The sequence below is a fragment of the Philodulcilactobacillus myokonensis genome (genome assembly GCF_027923585.1).
Taxonomy (GTDB): domain Bacteria; phylum Bacillota; class Bacilli; order Lactobacillales; family Lactobacillaceae; genus Philodulcilactobacillus; species Philodulcilactobacillus myokonensis.
The window spans coordinates 211,249-231,191 of the sequence record NZ_BRPL01000002.1 but is presented as its reverse complement, the minus strand read 5'-3'; the positions used below and the strand labels follow the sequence as shown (position 1 = coordinate 231,191).

Genomic DNA, 19,943 nt, shown 5'->3' with positions numbered 1-19,943 from the left:
TAAGCTTATTTAAAATTAACGTTGCTTGATTGCTTAGTTAATTTAATTTGAGCGGTCTTAACGTGTCCATTTTCATAGTAGGTAACTGGAATCGTTGAACCAATCTTCTGGGCCAATAAGACATCCCTAATTTGAGCCTGGCTCGTAATTTTCTTGCCAGCCAAGCTGGTGATGACATCGTATTGTTTTAATCCTGCATTAGCGGCTGCTGAACCTTGAACCACTTTCATGACAACGGCACCCGTATGAACGCTACTAGGTAGTTTCAAAACTTTAGATTGGTCCTTAGAAGGAATATTAGTTAAATCAACGTATTCAATTCCTAATACCGGTCTAACGACTTTCCCGTTTTTAACCAGTTGATTAATAATCTTGGTAACTTCATTACTTGGAATGGCAAATCCCATTCCTTCAACACTAGTTCCTTCACTATCAGAAGCTAATTTCATTGAATTAATCCCAACCACTTGACCGGCAAGATTAATTAATGGACCACCAGAATTACCGGGGTTAATAGCCGCATCAGTTTGAATAACATTCGCAATGTTACCAGCTGAACTGCCATTTGAAGGTACCTGAACTTCACGGTGTTTAGCAGAAATAATCCCTTGCGTCAAAGATGAAGCATAACTTGAGCCTAATGGTGAACCAATTGCTAATGCGGTCTCACCAACTTTAATATTATCAGAGTTTCCGAATGTCGCAATTTTATTGACCATGCTTGAATTGATCTTCAAGACTGCTAAGTCGGTCATTGTATCGCGACCAACTAATTGTGCTTCAGCTCGTTTACCATTACTCATGATGACTTCCAGTGCAGAGGACCCTGCAACAACGTGATTATTAGTAACAATATAAGCAGCGTTGCCAGAAGTCTTATAAATGACTCCGGAGCCTTCACTATTAGCCTCTAAAGTTCCCTTTTTAGAAGGGCTACTACTGCCACCGAATAGACTAGCAAATGGATTTTCAGATGAACTATCACGTTTTAAATTAATGACTGAAACCACTGAATCCTTAACGGATTGAAATGCTTTTTCAGATTGATTCTGAACATTGACTTTAACATTACTGACTTTCGCAGTCCCACCATTATTTGATCCAGATGGGATTGCGGTTGCTTGGTTAATGATGTCATTATTCTGGAAGTATGATATTCCATAATAAGCACCGCCACCGCCAATCAGTCCGGCAATTAATGCAACTAACGCAATTTTTAATAAACCATTTTGTCTTTTCATAGAAGACTGGCAATTAAGCCACTTACCTCCTCGTAAAATGAAATCTTTTTAATTTTAATCATAAACTAAATTTTAAAAATGTAAAGAATTACAAAGTAATCATTGATGACGGTTGTTCAACATCGGTATCAAGCAATTTAAAATCATGTTCAACCGCCCAATCATGATTAGTCAGCATCGAAGCAACCGTTAAATGGGCTAACGTCTTCATATTATTATTATGACTGCGGTGGGCTAAGAAAATATATTTTGTATGATAATTAATTGAATTTAAAATGGCGTGAGCACTACTTTCATTTGATAAATGACCCTCATCACTTAAAATTCTTTGTTTTAATGGCCATGAATATGGTCCATCAATTAGCATTTCAGGATCATGATTACATTCAAATAGGTAAGCAGAGGCTCCCTGGATGATGCCTCTAACATGGTCTGAAACATAGCCGGTATCAGTAATGACAACGAAACTCTTATTATTAGAATTGAACTTATAAAATTGGGCGTCGGCAGCATCGTGTGAAACGCCAAAGCTTTCAATATCAACATCCCCAAATGATAAAGTCGTATTCTTCGGGAAAATATTTTTCTGTTCATCGGCAATATGACCCACTTTATGGTTCATTGCCTGCCATGTTTTTTCATTGGCATAGACATTGATATTAGGATAACGGCGGGCTAAAACGCCGACACCCTTGCAATGATCGGTATGTTCATGACTAACGAGTAAAGTATCAATATTGTGAATATCACGATGAATAGCTTTTAATAGTCTTTCAATCTTAATACCGCTCAATCCAGCATCTAATAAAATCTGGTGCTGATTCGTTTGAATATATTCACAATTACCGCCACTACCACTTGATAACACACAACAGCGCAGCGGATCCAATTCTTTTCCCATTATCATAACTCCCTACTAATTAGAAACTGTACTTGTATTTTCATTCTTCAACACGGTTCCGTTAAAAGCATTGACTTCATTCATTTGCAATGTTTCAGAATTATTCGTCTTATAAACAACGATCCAAGTTGGAACAAAAATAATATTGTTCTTCATGGTTAATAATTTAGTATATGCTAAATCAATCCATTCAATTTTAGAATTACTTGGAATGTTATTATTTTGGTATAAAATTGCCAAAGCCTTTCTACCAGACAGTGCTTTCGTACCTTCACGCAAAGGATTAACCATGTTCAAATACGTTTGAGAATAACCAGTTAAAACGCCCTTATTAACTTTAAATTTAATTTGGGCTTCCTTGGAATATAGGTAACGATTTTCAGCATTTTCAGTATAAACAATCTCATTATTGGTTGAAAGGTTAGCATTATATGAATAATTTTTGCCAAATTGAATTAACTTAGTATTAGTTAAAATTTTATTGGCGGTATTTTCAGGATGCTTTTTATCAGTAATCACGTATTGACGTTTAAAGCTACTGTGTAACTTGTTGCCATTAAAACTAACGGTTTGATTATAGAGCTGATTCGAACGTAAAGCTGATTTGAGTGAATTATTTTGGGTTGCCGAAATATAGTAACCATAAGGAGTTTTATCTGAAACGTTACCAACCGAAATTTGATCATCCCGCATATCCTTAATAATCGTTGCGGTCGAACTATCTTGATTGATGCTTTCATTTTGAATATTACGGTTCTGCCTGACGATTGCAAACAGGAAAAAATCAATGACGGCAAAGGTAATTAAAAAAATCCACTCGATTCTTTTAAAATCCACTCGAAACCAACTCCTTTAATTGTGGTATAGCATATGATTATAAGTCATCCATTTTCCATTATATTTTATATATAAACTAGGTTTTAAATTAATCAAAATATTTGAATTTTGATGCGTATTTGGACCGGAATTATAACCAATCTCAACATCAGAAACACGGTTAGGATCATATCCAGCAGCTCTCAAATTATTAAAGACTTTATCAGTCGAAGGTAACACAATGTTGGCACGTCCCGTTGGAACCGGAACCTCTAAATCATTCAAAGAGAAGTAATATCGAACGTCATTGTTGTATTGAGCTTCAACCTTAATAACACCCCATGGTTCATTTCCTAGAATGGGGAAACCTTCAACAAAGTATCTATAATCAATTGATTTCTTGCTATGATTATAACTATAAAAATGGACATTATCTAAATTTAATCCCAATTGAATAATATTATGATAGGCATTTCTTAAAAATTCATCGGTACTATCAGTCTGCATATTATCCTGGGCAGTCGAATAAATCACTTGCGAACTTTTATCGTTTGCTTCTAACTGTCTAGAATTACTGTCATATACAGTTCGGTTACGATTGGTCTTAGAATTAGACGAGAAGTTTAAATAGCTTGCATAGTAACTAATATTCTGCTTATTAATAATATAACCATATTGTGGCATTGAAATATCCTTTGTAAATTGAATAAACGGAATATTATTACGATCTGTCATCTGAATTGGAATCCGTTTAATACTATTACCGCTCAGTTCCTTGTTAAGTTTCTTCAAGGGATGGTGATTAACAGTAATTCTGTAAATTGTAAAATTATGATCGGATAGTAAATAAATATTATCAGCATCATCAGTTGGAATAACGATTCTGTTAATCGAATGATCAGGAAAATTACTCAATTGATTATGAATTTTAGAATTATCCATGATTTTACTAAAAATTTTAGTATTAATTGAACTAGAATAATTCAGCATCAGCGAATTCGGCCGGTTTAAGATTTTAAAATAATTACTTTTCGATTTTTGTTGATCATTAGAAAATTTAGCTTGGTGGTAGTCATTCAATTGATTTAAGATGCCATCAACCAAGTTAACCGATCGATTAGTCAACATATTCTGTTTGCCATCCGAATTAGTTTTAATCACCTGGGACGGTGCATAAATATAAGACAAGGAATGGGTTGTAATCGACACTTTGGAATTATTAACTTCACTAGAACGGTTCTTTTGATAATAAGCAGGATTGTACCAAAGGATGGTCGACAAAACGATACTAACAATAATGGTTCCTGCTAGTAGGAATGTTAATAAGTAATCTTTAATCTTCATCCCACAAATCCTCCTTCATTGGTTCATAAGGAAGTGAAATATAGAAGGTTGACCCATGATGTTCCTTACTTTCAACCCATATCTTACCGCCTAATGAATTAATGACTTCTTTCGAAATGGCTAACCCTAAGCCACTGCCACCCTGCTTTCTAGAACGGGCCTTATCAACACGATAAAATCGTTCAAAGATATGTGGCAATGCTTGCTTTGGAATTCCCATTCCTTGATCTGAAATACTTAGCATGACATGGTTATTATTTTCATATAACCGACAAGTAATGGTTCCGCCGTCTGGTGAATATTTCATTGCATTATTCATAATGTTATCAATAACCTGGGTAAAGCGGTCGGTATCTAATTCTACCCAGAGATCATCCTTAGTAATCTCTTTTTTAATTTTATATGAACCCTTGGTTTTTTTATTCTTAATGATCATATCAAATTGTTTCAAAATGTAATTAAACAATTCATTGATATTAACCATTTCCATATTGAGCTTCTGTGTATTGGAATCAATTCTGGACAAAGTTAGTAAATCACGAACCATTCTAATCATTCGATTGGTTTCATTCTGAGCCACACCAATAAAATGAGGTGCAAATTCTTTATCTTTCCAAGCGCCTTCCATTAATGTTTCTAAATAGGAATGAACACTTGTCAGTGGCGTTCTAAGTTCATGTGAAACGTTGGATACGAACTGTTTACGATCAGCATCGATTTTCTGTTGTTCGGTAATATCATGAAGGACACATACTAATCCACTGATAAAACCAGATTCATGTCGAATTAAAGAAAATTGGGTATGCAAAATCAAATCACGGCTACTGTTAGAGAAGTTCAACGTAATTTCCTTTGGATTTTCCAATAACTGTCTTAATGTATATTTCTTTTGAATGCCAAGCGTACTTAAAATGGAATGTCCAATCACATTTTCTTCATTTTGATTCAAGAAATCATAGGCTTTGTCATTCGCAATGATGATATTGCCACGACGATCTGTCGCTAAGACCCCATCGGTCATGTTAGTCAAAACAGAGTCTAGTCGTCTTCGTTCAGACTCAGTTGATTCCTGTGATTCTTCAATCTTATAGGATAGCGTATTAATGGAATCAGCCAAATCACCTAATTCATCATCACCATAAATATCAACATGCCCAGAATAATCACCACGGGCAATCTGTTGAGTTTGCTTCTTCATTTCATCAATTGGTCTTGTAATTGCACGCGAAATAACAATTGCAATAATGATTCCTAACATGATTGCAATCACTGCGGCTGCCAAGTAAATTTTAGTAACCCCAGTAATATCATTATAGATTGGGGTTAGATTTCCACGAATAAAAATCGCACCAACTGGTTGGTTATTTTGGTTCCGGGTTAATGGTGAAATAATAGTGTAATAGCGATTATTATCACTACCATCAATCGTTGATTTCTTTACAAAGTGACCACCAGCTAAAACACTTTTGACTTCGCTATATGGCCCCTTTTGGTTAATCTTGAATTGATCACTATTACTACCACGAATCGTATTATTAGCGTCCGTTACATAAATAACGGTTGAATTGCCATTATTATAATCAGTTAATAGTGAATTAATTTCATCGTTAGCCTTTTTAGTATTCTTCATCGTTAATTTTTGAGCCAAAGAATTCGATAAGTACTGTTTGGGTTGAATACTACTTTTGAAATTAGACAAATTATTTTGTTCAAGTTGATTAACAAAAACTGCACCAACGATTTCTAAAGTCATTAACAACATTAGAGCAAAAACCAGTGCAATTTTAAAGTGAATGGATCTAAAAAATCTAAGTTTATTATTCAACTTCAAAATTACTCCTTAATTAATGTAGACAATCATTTAGTATTATCAGTATTTCTTAAATAATACCCTACTCCACGTCTAGTAATTAACCAAATTGGATGACTAGGGTTATCTTCAACTTTTTCTCTCAAACGACGAACGGTAACATCAACGGTTCTAACATCACCGAAATAATCATAGCCCCAAACGGTTTGGAGTAGGTGTTCCCTGGTCATTACTTGGCCCATATGTTCAGCTAGATAATGAAGTAATTCAAATTCACGGTGGGTTAAATCAATGTTTTTACCCCTTTTAGTCACTGAATATGCTTCGGGATGAATGACTAAATCGCCAATTTTAATATCCTGATTTTTCTTATCAGGACTTTGACTGTTATTTTCATTTGTGGTTTGACGTCTTAGATTAGCTTTAACCCGTGCTACCAATTCACGGTTTGAAAATGGTTTAGTAACATAATCATCAGCACCTAATTCCAATCCTAAAACCTTATCAAGTTCAGAATCCTTGGCAGTTACCATAATGATTGGCATGTCATGGGTCTTTCGAACTTCCCTTGCAACATCTAAGCCATCAATTTTAGGTAACATCAAATCTAAGATAATCAAATCTGGATTATCATCCTTAACTTTTTTCAAGGCTTCTTCACCATCGTATGCAACGACAACGTCATAGCCTTCTTTTTTCAAATTAAATTTTTCGATATCGGTGATGGGTTTTTCATCATCAACAACTAGTATTTTTTTCTTAGCCATATACATTCTCCTTTAAAGGGTTTTTCGTTTTCTTTTGATTAAATTTATTTTTTATTTTAAATTTTGTTTTATGTTCATAATTTAATGGATAGCATAATACTGTCATCCAATTAATAATTATAGCACGTAGCCAGTTGATGTTCATTTAAGTACAAATCAATTTGAAAAAAATTTAAATGAATGGTTGCAAATATAATGTCCACGTGATATTATAATATATGTCGTCTGATGGCGATGCAAATTTATGGGCTGTTAGCTCAGTTGGTAGAGCAACGGACTCTTAATCCGTGGGTCCAGGGTTCGAGCCCCTGACAGCCCATCACATAAATTCGGTAAGCAATCACTTTTTAGTGATTGCTTTTTTTATTTGTAAAATCAACTTAATAAATTAAATAAATCAATAGAAAAGAAGAAGTATATTATGTTGACACTATGTCACCAAATTGATATACTACAGTTAATCTTTAAATGACACTGTGTCATTTTTATTTTTTGACTTTATAATGACATAGTGTCACTAAAATTAAATGGAGTGTGATTATCAATGCCTAAAATAACTTTTAAGAATCTAAATTCAGAAAAGCAAGACCATATTTTTAACTCACTATTAAAAGAATTTTCCAAATTCCCGGTTTCAAAAGCGAAAGTATCGCGGATCATCGTTTCAGCTAATATTGCTCGCGGATCCTTCTACAAGTACTTTGATAATCTAGAAGATAGCTATCGCTATACTTTCGATTGCGTCATGCAAACAGTGCATGCCGACCTTTATCAAGAAATTTCTAGTTCACCAAAAGACACATTAAATTCTTTTTACCAGTATACAAAAAAGTTTGCAAAAGAATTAAACCATTCAAAGTATAAAGATTTTTATAAACTTTACCTTAAATACAACCAGTATTATCTTTCAGGATCAATTCATAAAACCAAGCGTATGAAAAATTAATTGTCAATCAAAAACAAATTAAAGATTCCGAAGTAGTTTCAGCAGTAATTAAATTTATTACCCTTGCTAGTCATGAAACCACTAAACAAATCCTAATGGGTCAAAATATTAATCAATCACTAAAACAATTAAAGATTATAATATCTACGGTCAAAAAAGGCTTAATTAATGAAAGGAATGATTAAAAATGTTTTTAGCAATCAAAGAAATGAAGCATTCAAAATTTAGATATGGTTTAATCATTACAGTTATCGTTTTAATTGCATACCTAATCTTTGTTTTAACCGGTTTGGCATACGGTTTAGCAGAATCAAACCGCCAGGCAATTGATTCATGGAATGCTAATCAAGTTGTTTTAAACAGTGACGCTGATGGTGCCTTACAACAATCAACCATTACTTCTAATCAAGCCAAGCAAATCAAATCTCAACCTGGTCAAGCTCAAATCGGCCAAATCAGCGTTAACGCTCAAAAGAAGAACCAAAAAACTTCAGCCAGCATGGTCGGCATTAATAGTAATCAATTTATTTATCAAAACGTTAATATCATTCAAGGACGAAAATTCAAGCATCAAAATGAAGTCATCGTTGACCAAAGCATGGTGCAAAATAACGGCTACCATTTGGGCGATCATTTCAAAGTAAGCAATAATTCCCCGACTTTCAAAATCGTTGGGATTACTAAAAATGCAAAATTAAACGTTGCTCCCGTCATCTACTCATCCATGGGTGATTTTAGAAAAGTTAAGTTCGGTTCAAGAAACGTCAATAACATCAGTGCAGTCATCATGAAGCATAATCTAAAGCAAGGTAAAATCAACGGATTAGAAAAAATATCAATTCAGCAAATGATTCAGAAAATTCCTGGATACAGTGCTCAAAATAGCACCTTTATTTTCATGATTGGCTTCCTACTATTAATTACCGTTATTATTATCGCTATTTTCCTATACATCCTAACAATGCAAAAGATCCCATACTTTGCCGTTTTAAAAGTTCAGGGAATTGCTACTAAGTATTTAGTGAAAAATGTCATCGGCCAATCATTATTAATTACAATTTTAGGAATTATAATCAGTGGAATTTTAACCGGTTTAACAGCCATGATTATCCCATCTGCAGTCCCAATTATTTTTAACTATCCACTAATTTTTGGTGCCGCTGGATTAATCATTTTAATGTCAATCATCGGATCCATTATTCCAACGAGATCCATCATGAAAATTGATCCAGCTAAAGCAATTGGAGGAAATTAAAATGTCAACAATTGAAATGAAAAATATCAGCAAAATTTACCAAAATGGAACGACTAAAACCTACGCATTAAAAGACATTCAATTTAAGGCCGATAATGGTAATTTCATTACAATTACCGGACCATCAGGTGCTGGTAAAAGCACTTTTTTGGAAATCATTGGTGGACTTTTAACCCCAACATCTGGGAAACTATTGATCAATCATCATTCATACCAAAATTTAAATAAAAAGGAAAAGGAAAAATTTCGTTTAAATACTTTAGGATTTATTCTTCAATCATACAATTTATTGCCCTATTTAAAAGTTGAAGAACAATTTCAGTTGGTTCATAAAGTTAAAAAGGATAATAATGTTGGACCTAAACTCTGGAAATGGATTGTCGATGAATTAGGCATCCAAAAATTAAATCAACAATATCCAGACGAATTATCAGGTGGTCAAAAGCAGCGGGTTGCAATTGCTAGGGCTTTATACACTAACCCGCAAATCATTTTAGCTGATGAACCCACGGCTTCATTAGATTCAGCCCGTGCATTTAAAGTTATGAAGATGTTCAAACAACTCGCCCAAAAAGACAATAAACTAATTATCGTTGTTACTCACGATTTAAGATTAACTCAATTTGCCGATCAACATTATCAAATCATTGATGGTCAAATTACCAAAGCTTAAACATTACCGTTAGAACATGGAATTAGAAATTAATTCCATGTTTTTTTATTGCGGCCGTTTTAGTTGATAAATGCGATGACACCAGCTAAATGTAATTATTAATAACATTTAATTTAAAAGACAGATAAGAAAATTTAATATACAATTAATAATTAATTTGATATCATATTAATTAACAAGTATATGTAATATTTAATAACATGTGAGGAATGAGAAGATATGAAAAAGCGTTTTTGGAAATGGGCGTTAGGTAGTTTAATTGCCATCATTAGTTTTAGCTGTCTGTCTTTAATGGGTAATCAGAATTCAGTTAAGGCTGCTGGCGAGCCGACATATCAAATTGGGACTGATGTTACCTTCCCGCCATTTGAATTTGCTAATAGCCAAAACAAATACGTTGGGATTGATATTGATATTTTAAATGCTATTGCTAAGGATCAGGGTTTTAAAGTCAATATTAAGCCAACTAGTTTCAATGGTGCCATTCAGGCGACTCAATCAGGACAACTTGATGGGATGATTGCCGGAATGTCAATTACTCCCCAAAGAAAAGCCACCTTTGATTTTTCAAAGCCATACTTTGAATCTGGTGTCGTCACCGCCGTTAAACCAGGGAGTGACATTAAGAGTTTAAATCAACTCCGTGGTAAAAAAGTTGCTGTTAAAACTGGAACTGAAGGCGCCGAATATGCTGATAAAATTAAAAATAAATATGGTTTTAAAGTGACCACATTTGATCAATCCAATGACATGTATCAAGATGTAATGACTGGTAATTCAGCAGCATGTTTTGATGATAGTCCCGTCATGCAATATGGCATCAAACAGGGATTAAAATTAAAAATCATCACTAAACCTGCCATGAGTGGACCATATGGATTTGCCGTTGATAAGGGTAAAAATAAAGTTTTGCTTACTAAATTCAACAATGGTTTAGCTCACATCAAAAAAACCGGTGAATACCAAAAAATCGTCGATAAATACTTGAATGGTAAAGGCGGCACGCCGATGGGTGAAGATAATAGCTTTTTTGGCTTAATCAAACAAAATAAGACCGTCCTATTCAATGGTTTAATGGAGACCCTTTGGCTAACCATTGTTTCAATCTTCTTTGCAACCCTCTTTGGCTTAATCTTCGGGCTTTTAGGTGTCTTACCAAACAAATTCTGCCAGGGTGTATCAACAACCGTTATCTACATTTTTAGAGGTTTACCATTACTAGTATTAGCACTCTTTATTTACACTGGAATCCCGAGTTTAACTGGAACCAAGGTTCCTGCATTCGTTGCCGGTGTAATTACATTGATGTTCAATGAAGGTGCATACATTGCTGCGTTCACTAAGGGTGGTATTCAATCCGTTGATACAGGTCAAATGGAAGCGGCCAGAAGCCTTGGCCTCCCGTTTGGTAAAGCAATGCGAAAGATTATCTTACCGCAGGGAATTAGATTAATTATTCCATCGTTTGTTAACCAACTAATCATCACATTAAAGGATACATCGATCCTTTCAGTTATTGGAATCTTAGAACTAACCCAAACTGGTAAGATTATCATTGCTAGAAATCTACAAGGTTTCAAAGTTTGGACCATCGTTGCGATTATGTATTTAATCATTATTACCGTCTTAACATGGATTTCTAACTGGATTAAAAGGAGCTACAAACTATGAGTCAATTAATTAAAGTATCCCACCTATACAAAAATTATGGTAAGCACCATATCCTGAAAGATATTGATTTTCACGTTAATAATAATGAAGTTGTCGTTATTATTGGGCCATCTGGTGCTGGTAAAAGTACGTTATTAAGGGCCTTAAACCGTCTAGATGCCCCTACTTCAGGTTCAGTTATCATTAATGGGTTAGACATTGCTAAAAAAGACGTTAACATTAATAAAGTAAGGGAAAACGTTGGAATGGTATTCCAGCATTTTAACCTCTTTAATAATTTAACCGTCGCCCAAAATATTATGCTGGCACCGGTTGAATTAAAAAAACAAACCAAAAAAGAAGCGGAAGCAAATGCTCACCGCCTCTTAAAATTAGTTGGCCTTGATGATAAATTTAACTACAAAATTCCACAACTATCTGGTGGTCAACAACAACGAATCGCCATTGCTAGAGCACTTGCTATGAACCCTAAACTAATGCTTTTTGATGAACCAACCAGTGCATTGGATCCAGAAATGGTAGCTGATGTCTTAGATGTCATGAAGAAATTGGCAAAGGAAGGTATGACCATGGTGGTTGTTACCCATGAAATGGGATTTGCCAAGGAAGTTGCCGACCGTATCGTCTTCGTTGACGATGGTAAAATCTTAGAGGAAGGCACCCCTGACCATATGTTTAATCATCCCACTAATCCAAGGTTAAAAACATTCTTAAACAAGGTTTTGCAAGCATAGTCATTGTTTAAAAATATCAAAATAGCGTTCGTTCATTAATTTGAACGGACGCTATTTTTGGTTTAATTGTTTCAAATGTGGATGAATTAATAAAATTGATAAAATGGTCATAATTAAACATGTAACAAATGAAACCGCAAATAAACTGATGTATGAAATATTATCAATAATAATGCCACCAATCAACGGACCTAACGCTTTTCCGGCTGAAGCCCAGGCATTGTTTAATCCCTGATACTTTCCTTTAATTGGAAGTGGGGTTAAATTGTTAATAATTGCTGGAATGGCTGGAAATGCAGTGGATTCGCCTAAGGTCAATACAACCATTGCAAGCAAGAACATTCCATAATGCCTGGCAAAAATTAAAATTAAGAAAGAAAAGCCAATAAATAGATAGCCAAAATAAACTTGATGGTACAAGTTATGAAAATACTTACTAAATCTCGTAATAATCATTTGGAAAATAACAATTAAAGCAGCATTAATCGTCCATAAATAACTATAATCCCTCATTGGAATTCCTAAACTAAGCATGTAGACAGATAAATTACTGACCCATTGTTCATAAACAACCCAAGCGGCTGCTAAACTAACAAATAACGTCATGACTACAATCCAATTAACGTGTGGCATTTTAACATTTTGAATGGCCGCTTTTTTCTTTTTAACATTTACTTTTGGCGTTTGGTAGAACAAAATCGCAATTGCCAAAAAGATGGTAATTACAACAGTATTAAAAATAAAAATTGCTCCCACACCGGTGTTATAAAGAAAACCAACCACACTAGTTCCGATGACTACTCCTAAGTTCTGACCCATATAAATCATGTTATAGACATAGTTGCCAGATTTATGATGAATTGTCGTTCCTAAGGAATTAATCATTGTATATGTCCAGCCGGTTGTAAAGCCGAAGCCAATTAAACCAATTGGGTATGCCGGCCAACCGTGAAACATTACCAAACTAATTGAAATTAAAATCGAAAGTATGATTCCATAAATTGTTAACCGGTAATCATTAACGTAATCGAATAGTTTACCAGTAATATAGCTTCCTAAAACGTTACTTCCAGAATACAAAAGAAGCACAACACCCACTTCAGTTAAAGACTTACCAAGTGCATTATGCATATAAATACTAGTAAGGGGCCAGACACAACTAATTGCAATGTTGTTAATCAGCGAACCGATTACAAGCCAGAATAATTTAATTTCTTTCATCTACATCGTCCAATCTATAAAAAAATTCCTAGTTAAAAACTAGGAATTAAATTAATTTCCAGGGATCCCTGGACCCTGCTGTGAATATGCAATTGAAGAGAATTTATTATGTGATTTAATAAACGCTAATTTAACGGTTCCACGCGGACCCGAACGATTCTTTTCGACAATCACTTCAACTTCACTGACGTCATTGTCATCAGCGTTACCTTTTTTATTACTATCGTCGTCATCATCGTCATGTTCATAATAATCTTTTCGGTATAAGAAAGATACGATATCCGCATCCTGCTCAATTGAACCAGATTCTCTGATATCTGATAAAACCGGTCGTTTATCCTGACGTTGTTCAACGCCACGTGATAATTGTGATAATGCAATGATGGGGACATGAAGTTCTTTTGACAATTTCTTTAATTGCCTTGAAATGCCAGAAACTTCCTGCTGTCTGTTTTCTTTATCGGTTCCTTCGATCAACTGTAAGTAATCGACGATAATTAAACCTAAACCACCATTTTCTTTTGCTAAACGGCGACTTTTAGCTCGAATGTCAGCAATGTTAATGCCAGCAGTATCATCAATAAAAATATTCGCATTGGATAGACTGCCAATGGCAACGATCATATTATGCCAGTCTTCAGGGGTCAGTTGCCCCGTCCTTAAATGATTAGCGTCAATACTACCCTCAGCACAAATCATACGATTAACTAGTGATTCTGCACTCATTTCTAGACTAAAAATGGCAACGTTCTTGTCAGTTTTAGTCCCAACATTTTGAGCAATGTTCAAGGCAAATGCCGTTTTACCAACGGCCGGCCTTGCGGCAATAATCACTAGTTCATCGTCATGCAGACCGGTAGTTAATTTATCTAAGGCCGGATAGCCAGTCGATAAACCGGTCACGTCACTATTATTCTTAGATAATTTATCAACATCATTTAAAGCATTGCTTAAAACGTCTTCGATTGACTTAAAACCACTGTTATTACGATCAGATGCAACGTTTAAAATATCTCGTTCAGCATCATCTAATAAATCGTTAACGTCTTCTTTTTGGGAATAACTTTTGGAAACAATGTTAGTCGCTGTTTTAATTAAATTTCTAGAAATTGATTTTTCTCTAACAATTTTAGCATAGTAAGTCACATTAGACGCGGTTGGAACGGAATCGGCCAATTCAGCAATGTATTGAATTCCACCAGCATCTTCAATGTTTTTCTGTGACTTTAAGTAGTTAGACATTGTGACCGCATCAATTGCTTCATCTTTATTAAACAGGTGAACCATTGCACCGAAAATAATTCGGTGGGCATGTTTATAAAAGTCATCCGGTTGAACAATTGCCATCGCATCCCCTAATGCATCCTGATTCAAAAAGATCGCACCTAAAACGGCCTTCTCTGCATCAACATTTTGTGGCGGGGTTTGACTGTTCAAAATTTGATTACTCATACTATTCCTCTACTTTAAATTCAATCAAAAAGAGCTGAAAAATATTCCAGCCCCTTTTATATCATTAACAGTCGAAATTTATTTTTCAGCAACATGGACTCTAATATTGGCAGTAACTTGATGATGTAGTTTAACGGGAACATTAGTGTAGCCCAATGATCTAATTGGTGAACTTAATTCAACTTTTTTCTTATTAACTTGAATATTAAATTGTTTCTTTAAACTTTGAACAATTTGTTTACTAGTAATGGAGCCAAATAATCTGCCATCTTTACCAGACTTGGCAGATAATTGAACGACTGTCTTGTCATCTTCAAGCTTTGTCTTAAGATTCTTAGCACGGTCTAATTCAGCTTGTTCTTCTTCAGAATCAGCACGCTTTTCAGCATTTAACTTACTCATGGCACCCTTAGAAGCTGCACGGGCTTTGCCAAGACGAATCAAGAAGTTTTGGGCATACCCATCAGCAACTTCTTTAACTTCGCCGCGCTTACCTTTTCCTTTAACATCTTGTAGGAAAATAACTTTCATCTTAATTCAACTCCTTAATTACTAACAAAATTTAACACCAAAATGATTAATTTTCAATCAAAAACTATTTAGTGAAAACGGGTTAGTAATTTCATTTGTTTAACTAGTGATTATTATATCATAACCATTAAAAATGAAAAGAGGATTCCCAGTCAACTGGAAATCCCCCCTTTCATTTATTTGTCTTGCTTTGAATCATCGTCATCATCAGGAATTTCTTGTTTCTTAACTTCTTTGATGGCATCTAATAACATCTTTTGAACGTCCTCAGGTTTCTTATCACTAATCTGGGCAGCCCCACTAGATAAGTGACCACCACCGCCAAGCCGTTCCATAATTAATTGAACGTTGACGTTGCCTAAACTACGGGCAGATATGCCAACCCGTTTATCAGGTCGATTGGAAATAACAAATGAAGCTTCAATTCCAGACATTTTAAGTAATGAATCGGCCGCTTGAGCAGCAACCACTGGATCATAAACTTTATCTTGTTCACCAGTTACAACCGCTAATTCATGGTTATCACCCATTAATTTAACACTTGATATTAAGTGGGTTCGATTCATGTAATCATCAACATTTTCACGCATGAAATGCTGCATCTCTTCAGCATCAGCACCAGCAGAACGAAGGTAACTGGCGGCATCAAACGTCCTGGTCCCCGTTCTTGATGAAAATGATTGGGTATCAATAAAGATTCCGGCAAGCATTGCGGTTGCCTCCAATTTATTGATTGGTTCAGCATTCTTGGATTGATATTCAAACATTTCGGTAATCAATTCACAGGTTGAGGAAGCATACGGTTCAATGTAAACCAACAATGGATCCTTTGGAAATTCTTCGCTTCGTCTGTGATGATCGATTACGATGACACGGTTAGATAATCGATCATACAAAGCAGAAGAAATATTCATAGATGGTCTTGAATGGTCAACCATAATCATAATACTACTATCGGTTGCAATCTTAACCGCTTCTTCTGGTGAGATAATTGAATCCCTAATTTCTGGATAATCTTGAGCTGCTTTTAATAATCGTTGGACATCAGAATGAAGGTTCTTTTCGTCAACGACAATCCAGCACTTCTTCTTGTTCATTTCAGAAATTCGTCTAATTCCCATACAAGCACCCAAGGCATCCATATCAGGTTGCTGATGTCCTTGAACAAAAATTTGATCTGATTCCTTCATCAATCCTTGGAGAGCTTGAGAAGTCATTCGAGCACGAACCCGGGTTCTTTTTTCCATTGGATTCGTTTTACCACCGTAAAATCTGGCACTATGGTCAAGCGCTTTGACAACCACTTGATCACCGCCACGTCCTAAGGCAAGGTTCAAATCGTTTTGAGCTTGATTAGCTAATTCATTTAAATCAGTTTCACCATAAGCAATTCCAATACTCAAAGTCAATGGTAAGTTCCGTTTGGACGTTCGCTCTCGAATGCTATCAAGAATCTGGAATTTATCACGTTCAACATCTTCTAATGATTTTTGGTATAAAAGCATTAAGAAATGGTCATCATCAATTTGTTTCAAATAAATTCCAAAACTGCGTGCCCAAGAAGTTAATTCATTTGTGACGTAGTTAGTCAAATTAGAAATTTCTTGGTCGGACATTGACTGGGTAATTTCATCATAATTATCCAAGAAAATTTGCCCCAATGCTACTTTTTCATCATCATAACGCTTTTCAATGTTAGTGTACCTGGTAATATCAATCATATAAACAGAACGGTATTCTTTTTCAACTAGCATCGAAAATTGATGGTGATTCCAACTAATTTGTTGGGGTGTCTTAGAATTCCAGTACTGTTCGATTAATGATTTCAGACCGGGAGCAGCGTCACTAATATTTTCACCTAAAACATTTTTATCACCAAAATATGGTTGCAAGAATGGATTGACCCACTCAATCACCCCGGAAGCATTTAAAATTAAAACACCGACCGGCATTTCAAGCGTGGTTTCTTCTTCCCCCCGCTTAATTCGGTACGATAAATCAGAAATGTAATTAGTGGTCTTTAAGCTCATTTCATTCATTCGATTAATCGAATATGCCATTTCAGCGCAAATAATAATTGCGACAATGATTCCTAAAATCGCATTACTTAGAAATGAAATCACAATTCCATAAATCGATAGTGCGAAAATAATCAGCATGATCCAACGCATCGTCGAATTTCGTAAAAATGGTGGCAAATTATTTCTTGAGAATTTCTTTTTCATAATATCTCCTCTTAAAGTCATTAGCTTATCACCATTTTATCACTTCAAATGCTGTTTATCATTAATAGACTTGTCAGATATATTTGAAAATAAAAAAACTGGAACAATAAGTCCCAGTTTGATTATTAATTAGTCTTCAGTAACAAATGGCATTAAACCCATGATACGTGAACGTTTAATTGCTAATGTAAGTTTACGTTGGTTCTTAGCACTTGTGCCAGTAACACGACGTGGTAAAATCTTACCTCGTTCTGATACAAATCGACTTAATAACTTAACATCTTTATAATCGATGTAGTCGATATGATTAGCAGCGATGTAATCAACCTTACGGCGACGACCTCTACGTTGCATTAATAATTCCTCCTCGCAATTTAAATTTTTTTAACGTTAAAATGGTAAATCATCATCAGAAATATCGATCTTATCACCAGAATTAGCGAATGGATCTTTGCTGTTATCTCCTTTGTGATTATTACCCTTATTATTGTTATGATTTGTTGGATGACTATTTCCGCCACCATTAGATCCACCATTGTTTGATGAATCAAATGGATTAGGAGCGTTATTACCTTGAGGAGCATTATTACCAGTACTAATATTGCCTTGTGATTGGCCACGGCTAACGTTACCTTGAGAATTTTGTGAATTTCTAGATTCTAGCAAAGCAAAGTTTTCAACGACAACTTCAGTAACGTAAACACGTTGCCCCTGCTTATTTTCATAATTTCTGGTCTGAATTCGACCATCAATTCCTACTAAAGCACCCTTGTGGGTAAAATTAGCAAAGTTTTCAGCAGACTTTCGCCAAATTACACAATTGATAAAATCAGCATCACGCTGGCCATCACGATTGGTAAACTGACGGTCACAAGCTAAGGTGAAGTTACCAACCGCAGTACCACTTGGTGTGTACCGTAAATCAACATCGCGTGTTAATCTACCGGTTAAAATAGTACGATTAATCATTATTGAATGCTCCTTTCCGCGATAATTTTAATTAAAAATTATCTTCTAACGATCATATGACGTAAAATATTGTCATCATATTTAGCAAGACGGTCAAATTCGTCTAAAGCTGCTTTTTGATCAGTAGTCATATTGATAACGTGGTAAATACCTTCGTTATAATTACCAATTTCGTAAGCAAAACGACGCTTTTGCCAATCCTTTGAATCAATTAACTTAGCACCATTGTCAGTTAAAATCTTGTCAAAACGGTCAACCAACTTCTTCTTGTCGGCATCGTTTAAATCAGGACGAATGATGTAAGTAACTTCATATTTATGTTCTTCCATGATTACACCTCCTTATGGACTTCAGACCCTTTTAGTGAAATTTAAAAGAGTAAGGAGAGTATATAACTATACTCACAATCATTTATAATAGCATTTAAATCTACATTATTCAATGAATTTTTCGATTTTCACGGAATTGATTTGAACGGCACACATAATATATGTACGTAAAAAAACGGATTAATTTCTCACTTCCGGTTTTAATTTCAAATTATTGTTATAATGAAGCATGATGGGAGGATTTTTATGAAAATCAAAAGTTTCGAAACTAAAAGAAATCAATTAACAATCAGAGGTAGAAAATACTATCAAGATGATTCTAACAACCATCATGCCGTTATTATCAGCCATGGATTCGGATCCAGTGCCATTGGTTCAATTCGATATGCTGAACCGTTAGCTGAATTAGGCTATACCGTTTTTACATATGACTTTTGTGGTTCCGGCAATTCCCAATGTCAAAGCGATGGCGATTCAATTAACAATAGTGTTAAAACTGAAGAAGCAGATTTAAAGCAGGTCATTCAATTTGTCAGGGAACAACCAGATATTGATAAGCAAAAAATTATTTTAATGGGATTATCCCAAGGTGGATTAGTATCAGCATTGGTCGCTAATCAAATGCCACGGGCAATTGCAAAACTAATTTTATACTACCCAGCATTTTCAATTCCAAATGACGCCCGTAACGGTCATATTAAAGATGTTAAATTTAATGTCAATCATCTTCCGGATCGATTAAGAGTTGATGGAATTTACATTGGCAAAGCATATATTCAAGCTGCAATGAATCTAAACGTTTATTACCATATTATGGAATTCAAACGACCGGTCCTAATTTGCCATGGCACCCACGATCATTTAGTTGATATTGGATACAGCGAAAAGGCATATTCAATTTACAAAAACGCCAAGATGGTTCCAATTCACAATGGTGACCATGGTTTCCATGAAAATGGCTATGACCAAGCAATCAAAGAAACCAAAAAATTCTTAGATGTTAAATAATTGAACTAACCTCCAATTGTCTTTATGATGTAAGCAGCATTTAACTTTAG

Annotated in this window: 19 protein-coding genes and 1 tRNA gene; 7 read left to right on the top strand and 13 right to left on the bottom strand. The window is 34.9% G+C overall.

Going from position 1 to position 19,943, the window contains the following annotated elements; translation table 11 throughout:
- Positions 1-5: 5 nt before the first annotated feature.
- The 6 genes from WR164_RS01155 to yycF all read right to left on the bottom strand — a co-directional run bounded on the left by WR164_RS01155 (position 6) and on the right by yycF (position 6,879).
- Positions 6-1,241, bottom strand: coding sequence for a S1C family serine protease (locus tag WR164_RS01155; RefSeq protein ID WP_286135712.1), 1,236 nt, complete (start codon positions 1,239-1,241; stop codon positions 6-8).
- 88 nt (positions 1,242-1,329) lie between these two features.
- Complete coding sequence (locus WR164_RS01150) at positions 1,330-2,148, bottom strand: MBL fold metallo-hydrolase (RefSeq protein WP_286135711.1); 819 nt, start codon at positions 2,146-2,148, stop codon at positions 1,330-1,332.
- 9 nt (positions 2,149-2,157) lie between these two features.
- Positions 2,158-2,979, bottom strand: a complete 822-nt coding sequence (locus tag WR164_RS01145) for a two-component system regulatory protein YycI (RefSeq protein WP_286135709.1) — start codon at positions 2,977-2,979, stop codon at positions 2,158-2,160.
- A gap of 15 nt (positions 2,980-2,994) precedes the next feature.
- A complete protein-coding gene (locus tag WR164_RS01140; RefSeq protein WP_286135707.1) occupies positions 2,995-4,302 on the bottom strand; it encodes a YycH family regulatory protein in 1,308 nt (435 codons plus the stop codon).
- Positions 4,292-6,127, bottom strand: a complete 1,836-nt coding sequence (gene walK / locus WR164_RS01135; protein WP_286135706.1) for a cell wall metabolism sensor histidine kinase WalK — start codon at positions 6,125-6,127, stop codon at positions 4,292-4,294. Before walK ends, WR164_RS01140 begins: the two co-directional genes overlap by 11 nt.
- 32 nt (positions 6,128-6,159) lie before the next feature.
- Positions 6,160-6,879 (bottom strand): response regulator YycF, encoded by a 720-nt coding sequence (gene yycF / locus WR164_RS01130; RefSeq protein WP_286135705.1) that lies wholly within the window; start codon positions 6,877-6,879, stop codon positions 6,160-6,162.
- Between the two features lie 246 nt (positions 6,880-7,125).
- Here yycF and WR164_RS01125 point away from each other — a divergent pair.
- The 6 genes from WR164_RS01125 to WR164_RS01100 all read left to right on the top strand — a co-directional run bounded on the left by WR164_RS01125 (position 7,126) and on the right by WR164_RS01100 (position 12,158).
- Positions 7,126-7,198: transfer RNA gene (locus WR164_RS01125), tRNA-Lys, on the top strand.
- A 225-nt stretch (positions 7,199-7,423) separates the two neighbouring features.
- Complete coding sequence (locus WR164_RS01120) at positions 7,424-7,825, top strand: TetR/AcrR family transcriptional regulator (protein WP_286135704.1); 402 nt, start codon at positions 7,424-7,426, stop codon at positions 7,823-7,825.
- Between the two features lie 187 nt (positions 7,826-8,012).
- Positions 8,013-9,080, top strand: coding sequence for an ABC transporter permease (locus WR164_RS01115; protein ID WP_286135703.1), 1,068 nt, complete (start codon positions 8,013-8,015; stop codon positions 9,078-9,080).
- Position 9,081: 1 nt separating this feature from the next.
- On the top strand, positions 9,082-9,753 hold the full coding sequence (locus tag WR164_RS01110; protein ID WP_286135702.1) for an ABC transporter ATP-binding protein: 672 nt from the start codon (positions 9,082-9,084) through the stop codon (positions 9,751-9,753).
- 219 nt (positions 9,754-9,972) lie between these two features.
- Positions 9,973-11,424 carry an amino acid ABC transporter substrate-binding protein/permease gene (locus tag WR164_RS01105; RefSeq protein ID WP_286135701.1) on the top strand — a complete coding sequence of 484 codons (1,452 nt, stop codon included), beginning with the start codon at positions 9,973-9,975 and terminating at the stop codon, positions 11,422-11,424.
- The gene (locus tag WR164_RS01100; RefSeq protein ID WP_286135700.1) at positions 11,421-12,158 is read left to right on the top strand and encodes an amino acid ABC transporter ATP-binding protein; all 738 of its coding nucleotides are present in this window, start codon (positions 11,421-11,423) and stop codon (positions 12,156-12,158) included. The genes WR164_RS01105 and WR164_RS01100 overlap by 4 nt, the downstream gene beginning before the upstream one ends.
- A gap of 51 nt (positions 12,159-12,209) precedes the next feature.
- Here the strand turns inward: WR164_RS01100 and WR164_RS01095 are convergent, their stop codons facing one another.
- From WR164_RS01095 to rpsF, 7 genes are all read right to left on the bottom strand, one after another.
- Positions 12,210-13,379 (bottom strand): MFS transporter, encoded by a 1,170-nt coding sequence (locus WR164_RS01095; protein ID WP_286135699.1) that lies wholly within the window; start codon positions 13,377-13,379, stop codon positions 12,210-12,212.
- Between the two features lie 51 nt (positions 13,380-13,430).
- The gene (gene dnaB / locus WR164_RS01090) at positions 13,431-14,831 is read right to left on the bottom strand and encodes a replicative DNA helicase (RefSeq protein ID WP_286135698.1); all 1,401 of its coding nucleotides are present in this window, start codon (positions 14,829-14,831) and stop codon (positions 13,431-13,433) included.
- Positions 14,832-14,909: 78 nt separating this feature from the next.
- The gene (rplI, locus tag WR164_RS01085; RefSeq protein WP_286135697.1) at positions 14,910-15,362 is read right to left on the bottom strand and encodes a 50S ribosomal protein L9; all 453 of its coding nucleotides are present in this window, start codon (positions 15,360-15,362) and stop codon (positions 14,910-14,912) included.
- A 176-nt stretch (positions 15,363-15,538) separates the two neighbouring features.
- On the bottom strand, positions 15,539-17,587 hold the full coding sequence (locus tag WR164_RS01080; RefSeq protein ID WP_286135696.1) for a DHH family phosphoesterase: 2,049 nt from the start codon (positions 17,585-17,587) through the stop codon (positions 15,539-15,541).
- Between the two features lie 129 nt (positions 17,588-17,716).
- Positions 17,717-17,941 carry a 30S ribosomal protein S18 gene (gene rpsR, locus WR164_RS01075; protein ID WP_286135695.1) on the bottom strand — a complete coding sequence of 75 codons (225 nt, stop codon included), beginning with the start codon at positions 17,939-17,941 and terminating at the stop codon, positions 17,717-17,719.
- Positions 17,942-17,977: 36 nt separating this feature from the next.
- Entirely contained in the window at positions 17,978-18,556 is a 579-nt protein-coding gene (gene ssb / locus WR164_RS01070) for a single-stranded DNA-binding protein (protein ID WP_286135694.1), read from the bottom strand.
- 38 nt (positions 18,557-18,594) lie between these two features.
- A complete protein-coding gene (rpsF, locus tag WR164_RS01065) occupies positions 18,595-18,885 on the bottom strand; it encodes a 30S ribosomal protein S6 (protein ID WP_286135693.1) in 291 nt (96 codons plus the stop codon).
- Positions 18,886-19,131: 246 nt separating this feature from the next.
- Between rpsF and WR164_RS01060 the strand changes: the two genes are divergently transcribed.
- On the top strand, positions 19,132-19,893 hold the full coding sequence (locus WR164_RS01060) for an alpha/beta hydrolase family protein (RefSeq protein WP_286135692.1): 762 nt from the start codon (positions 19,132-19,134) through the stop codon (positions 19,891-19,893).
- Positions 19,894-19,943 lie beyond the last annotated feature (50 nt).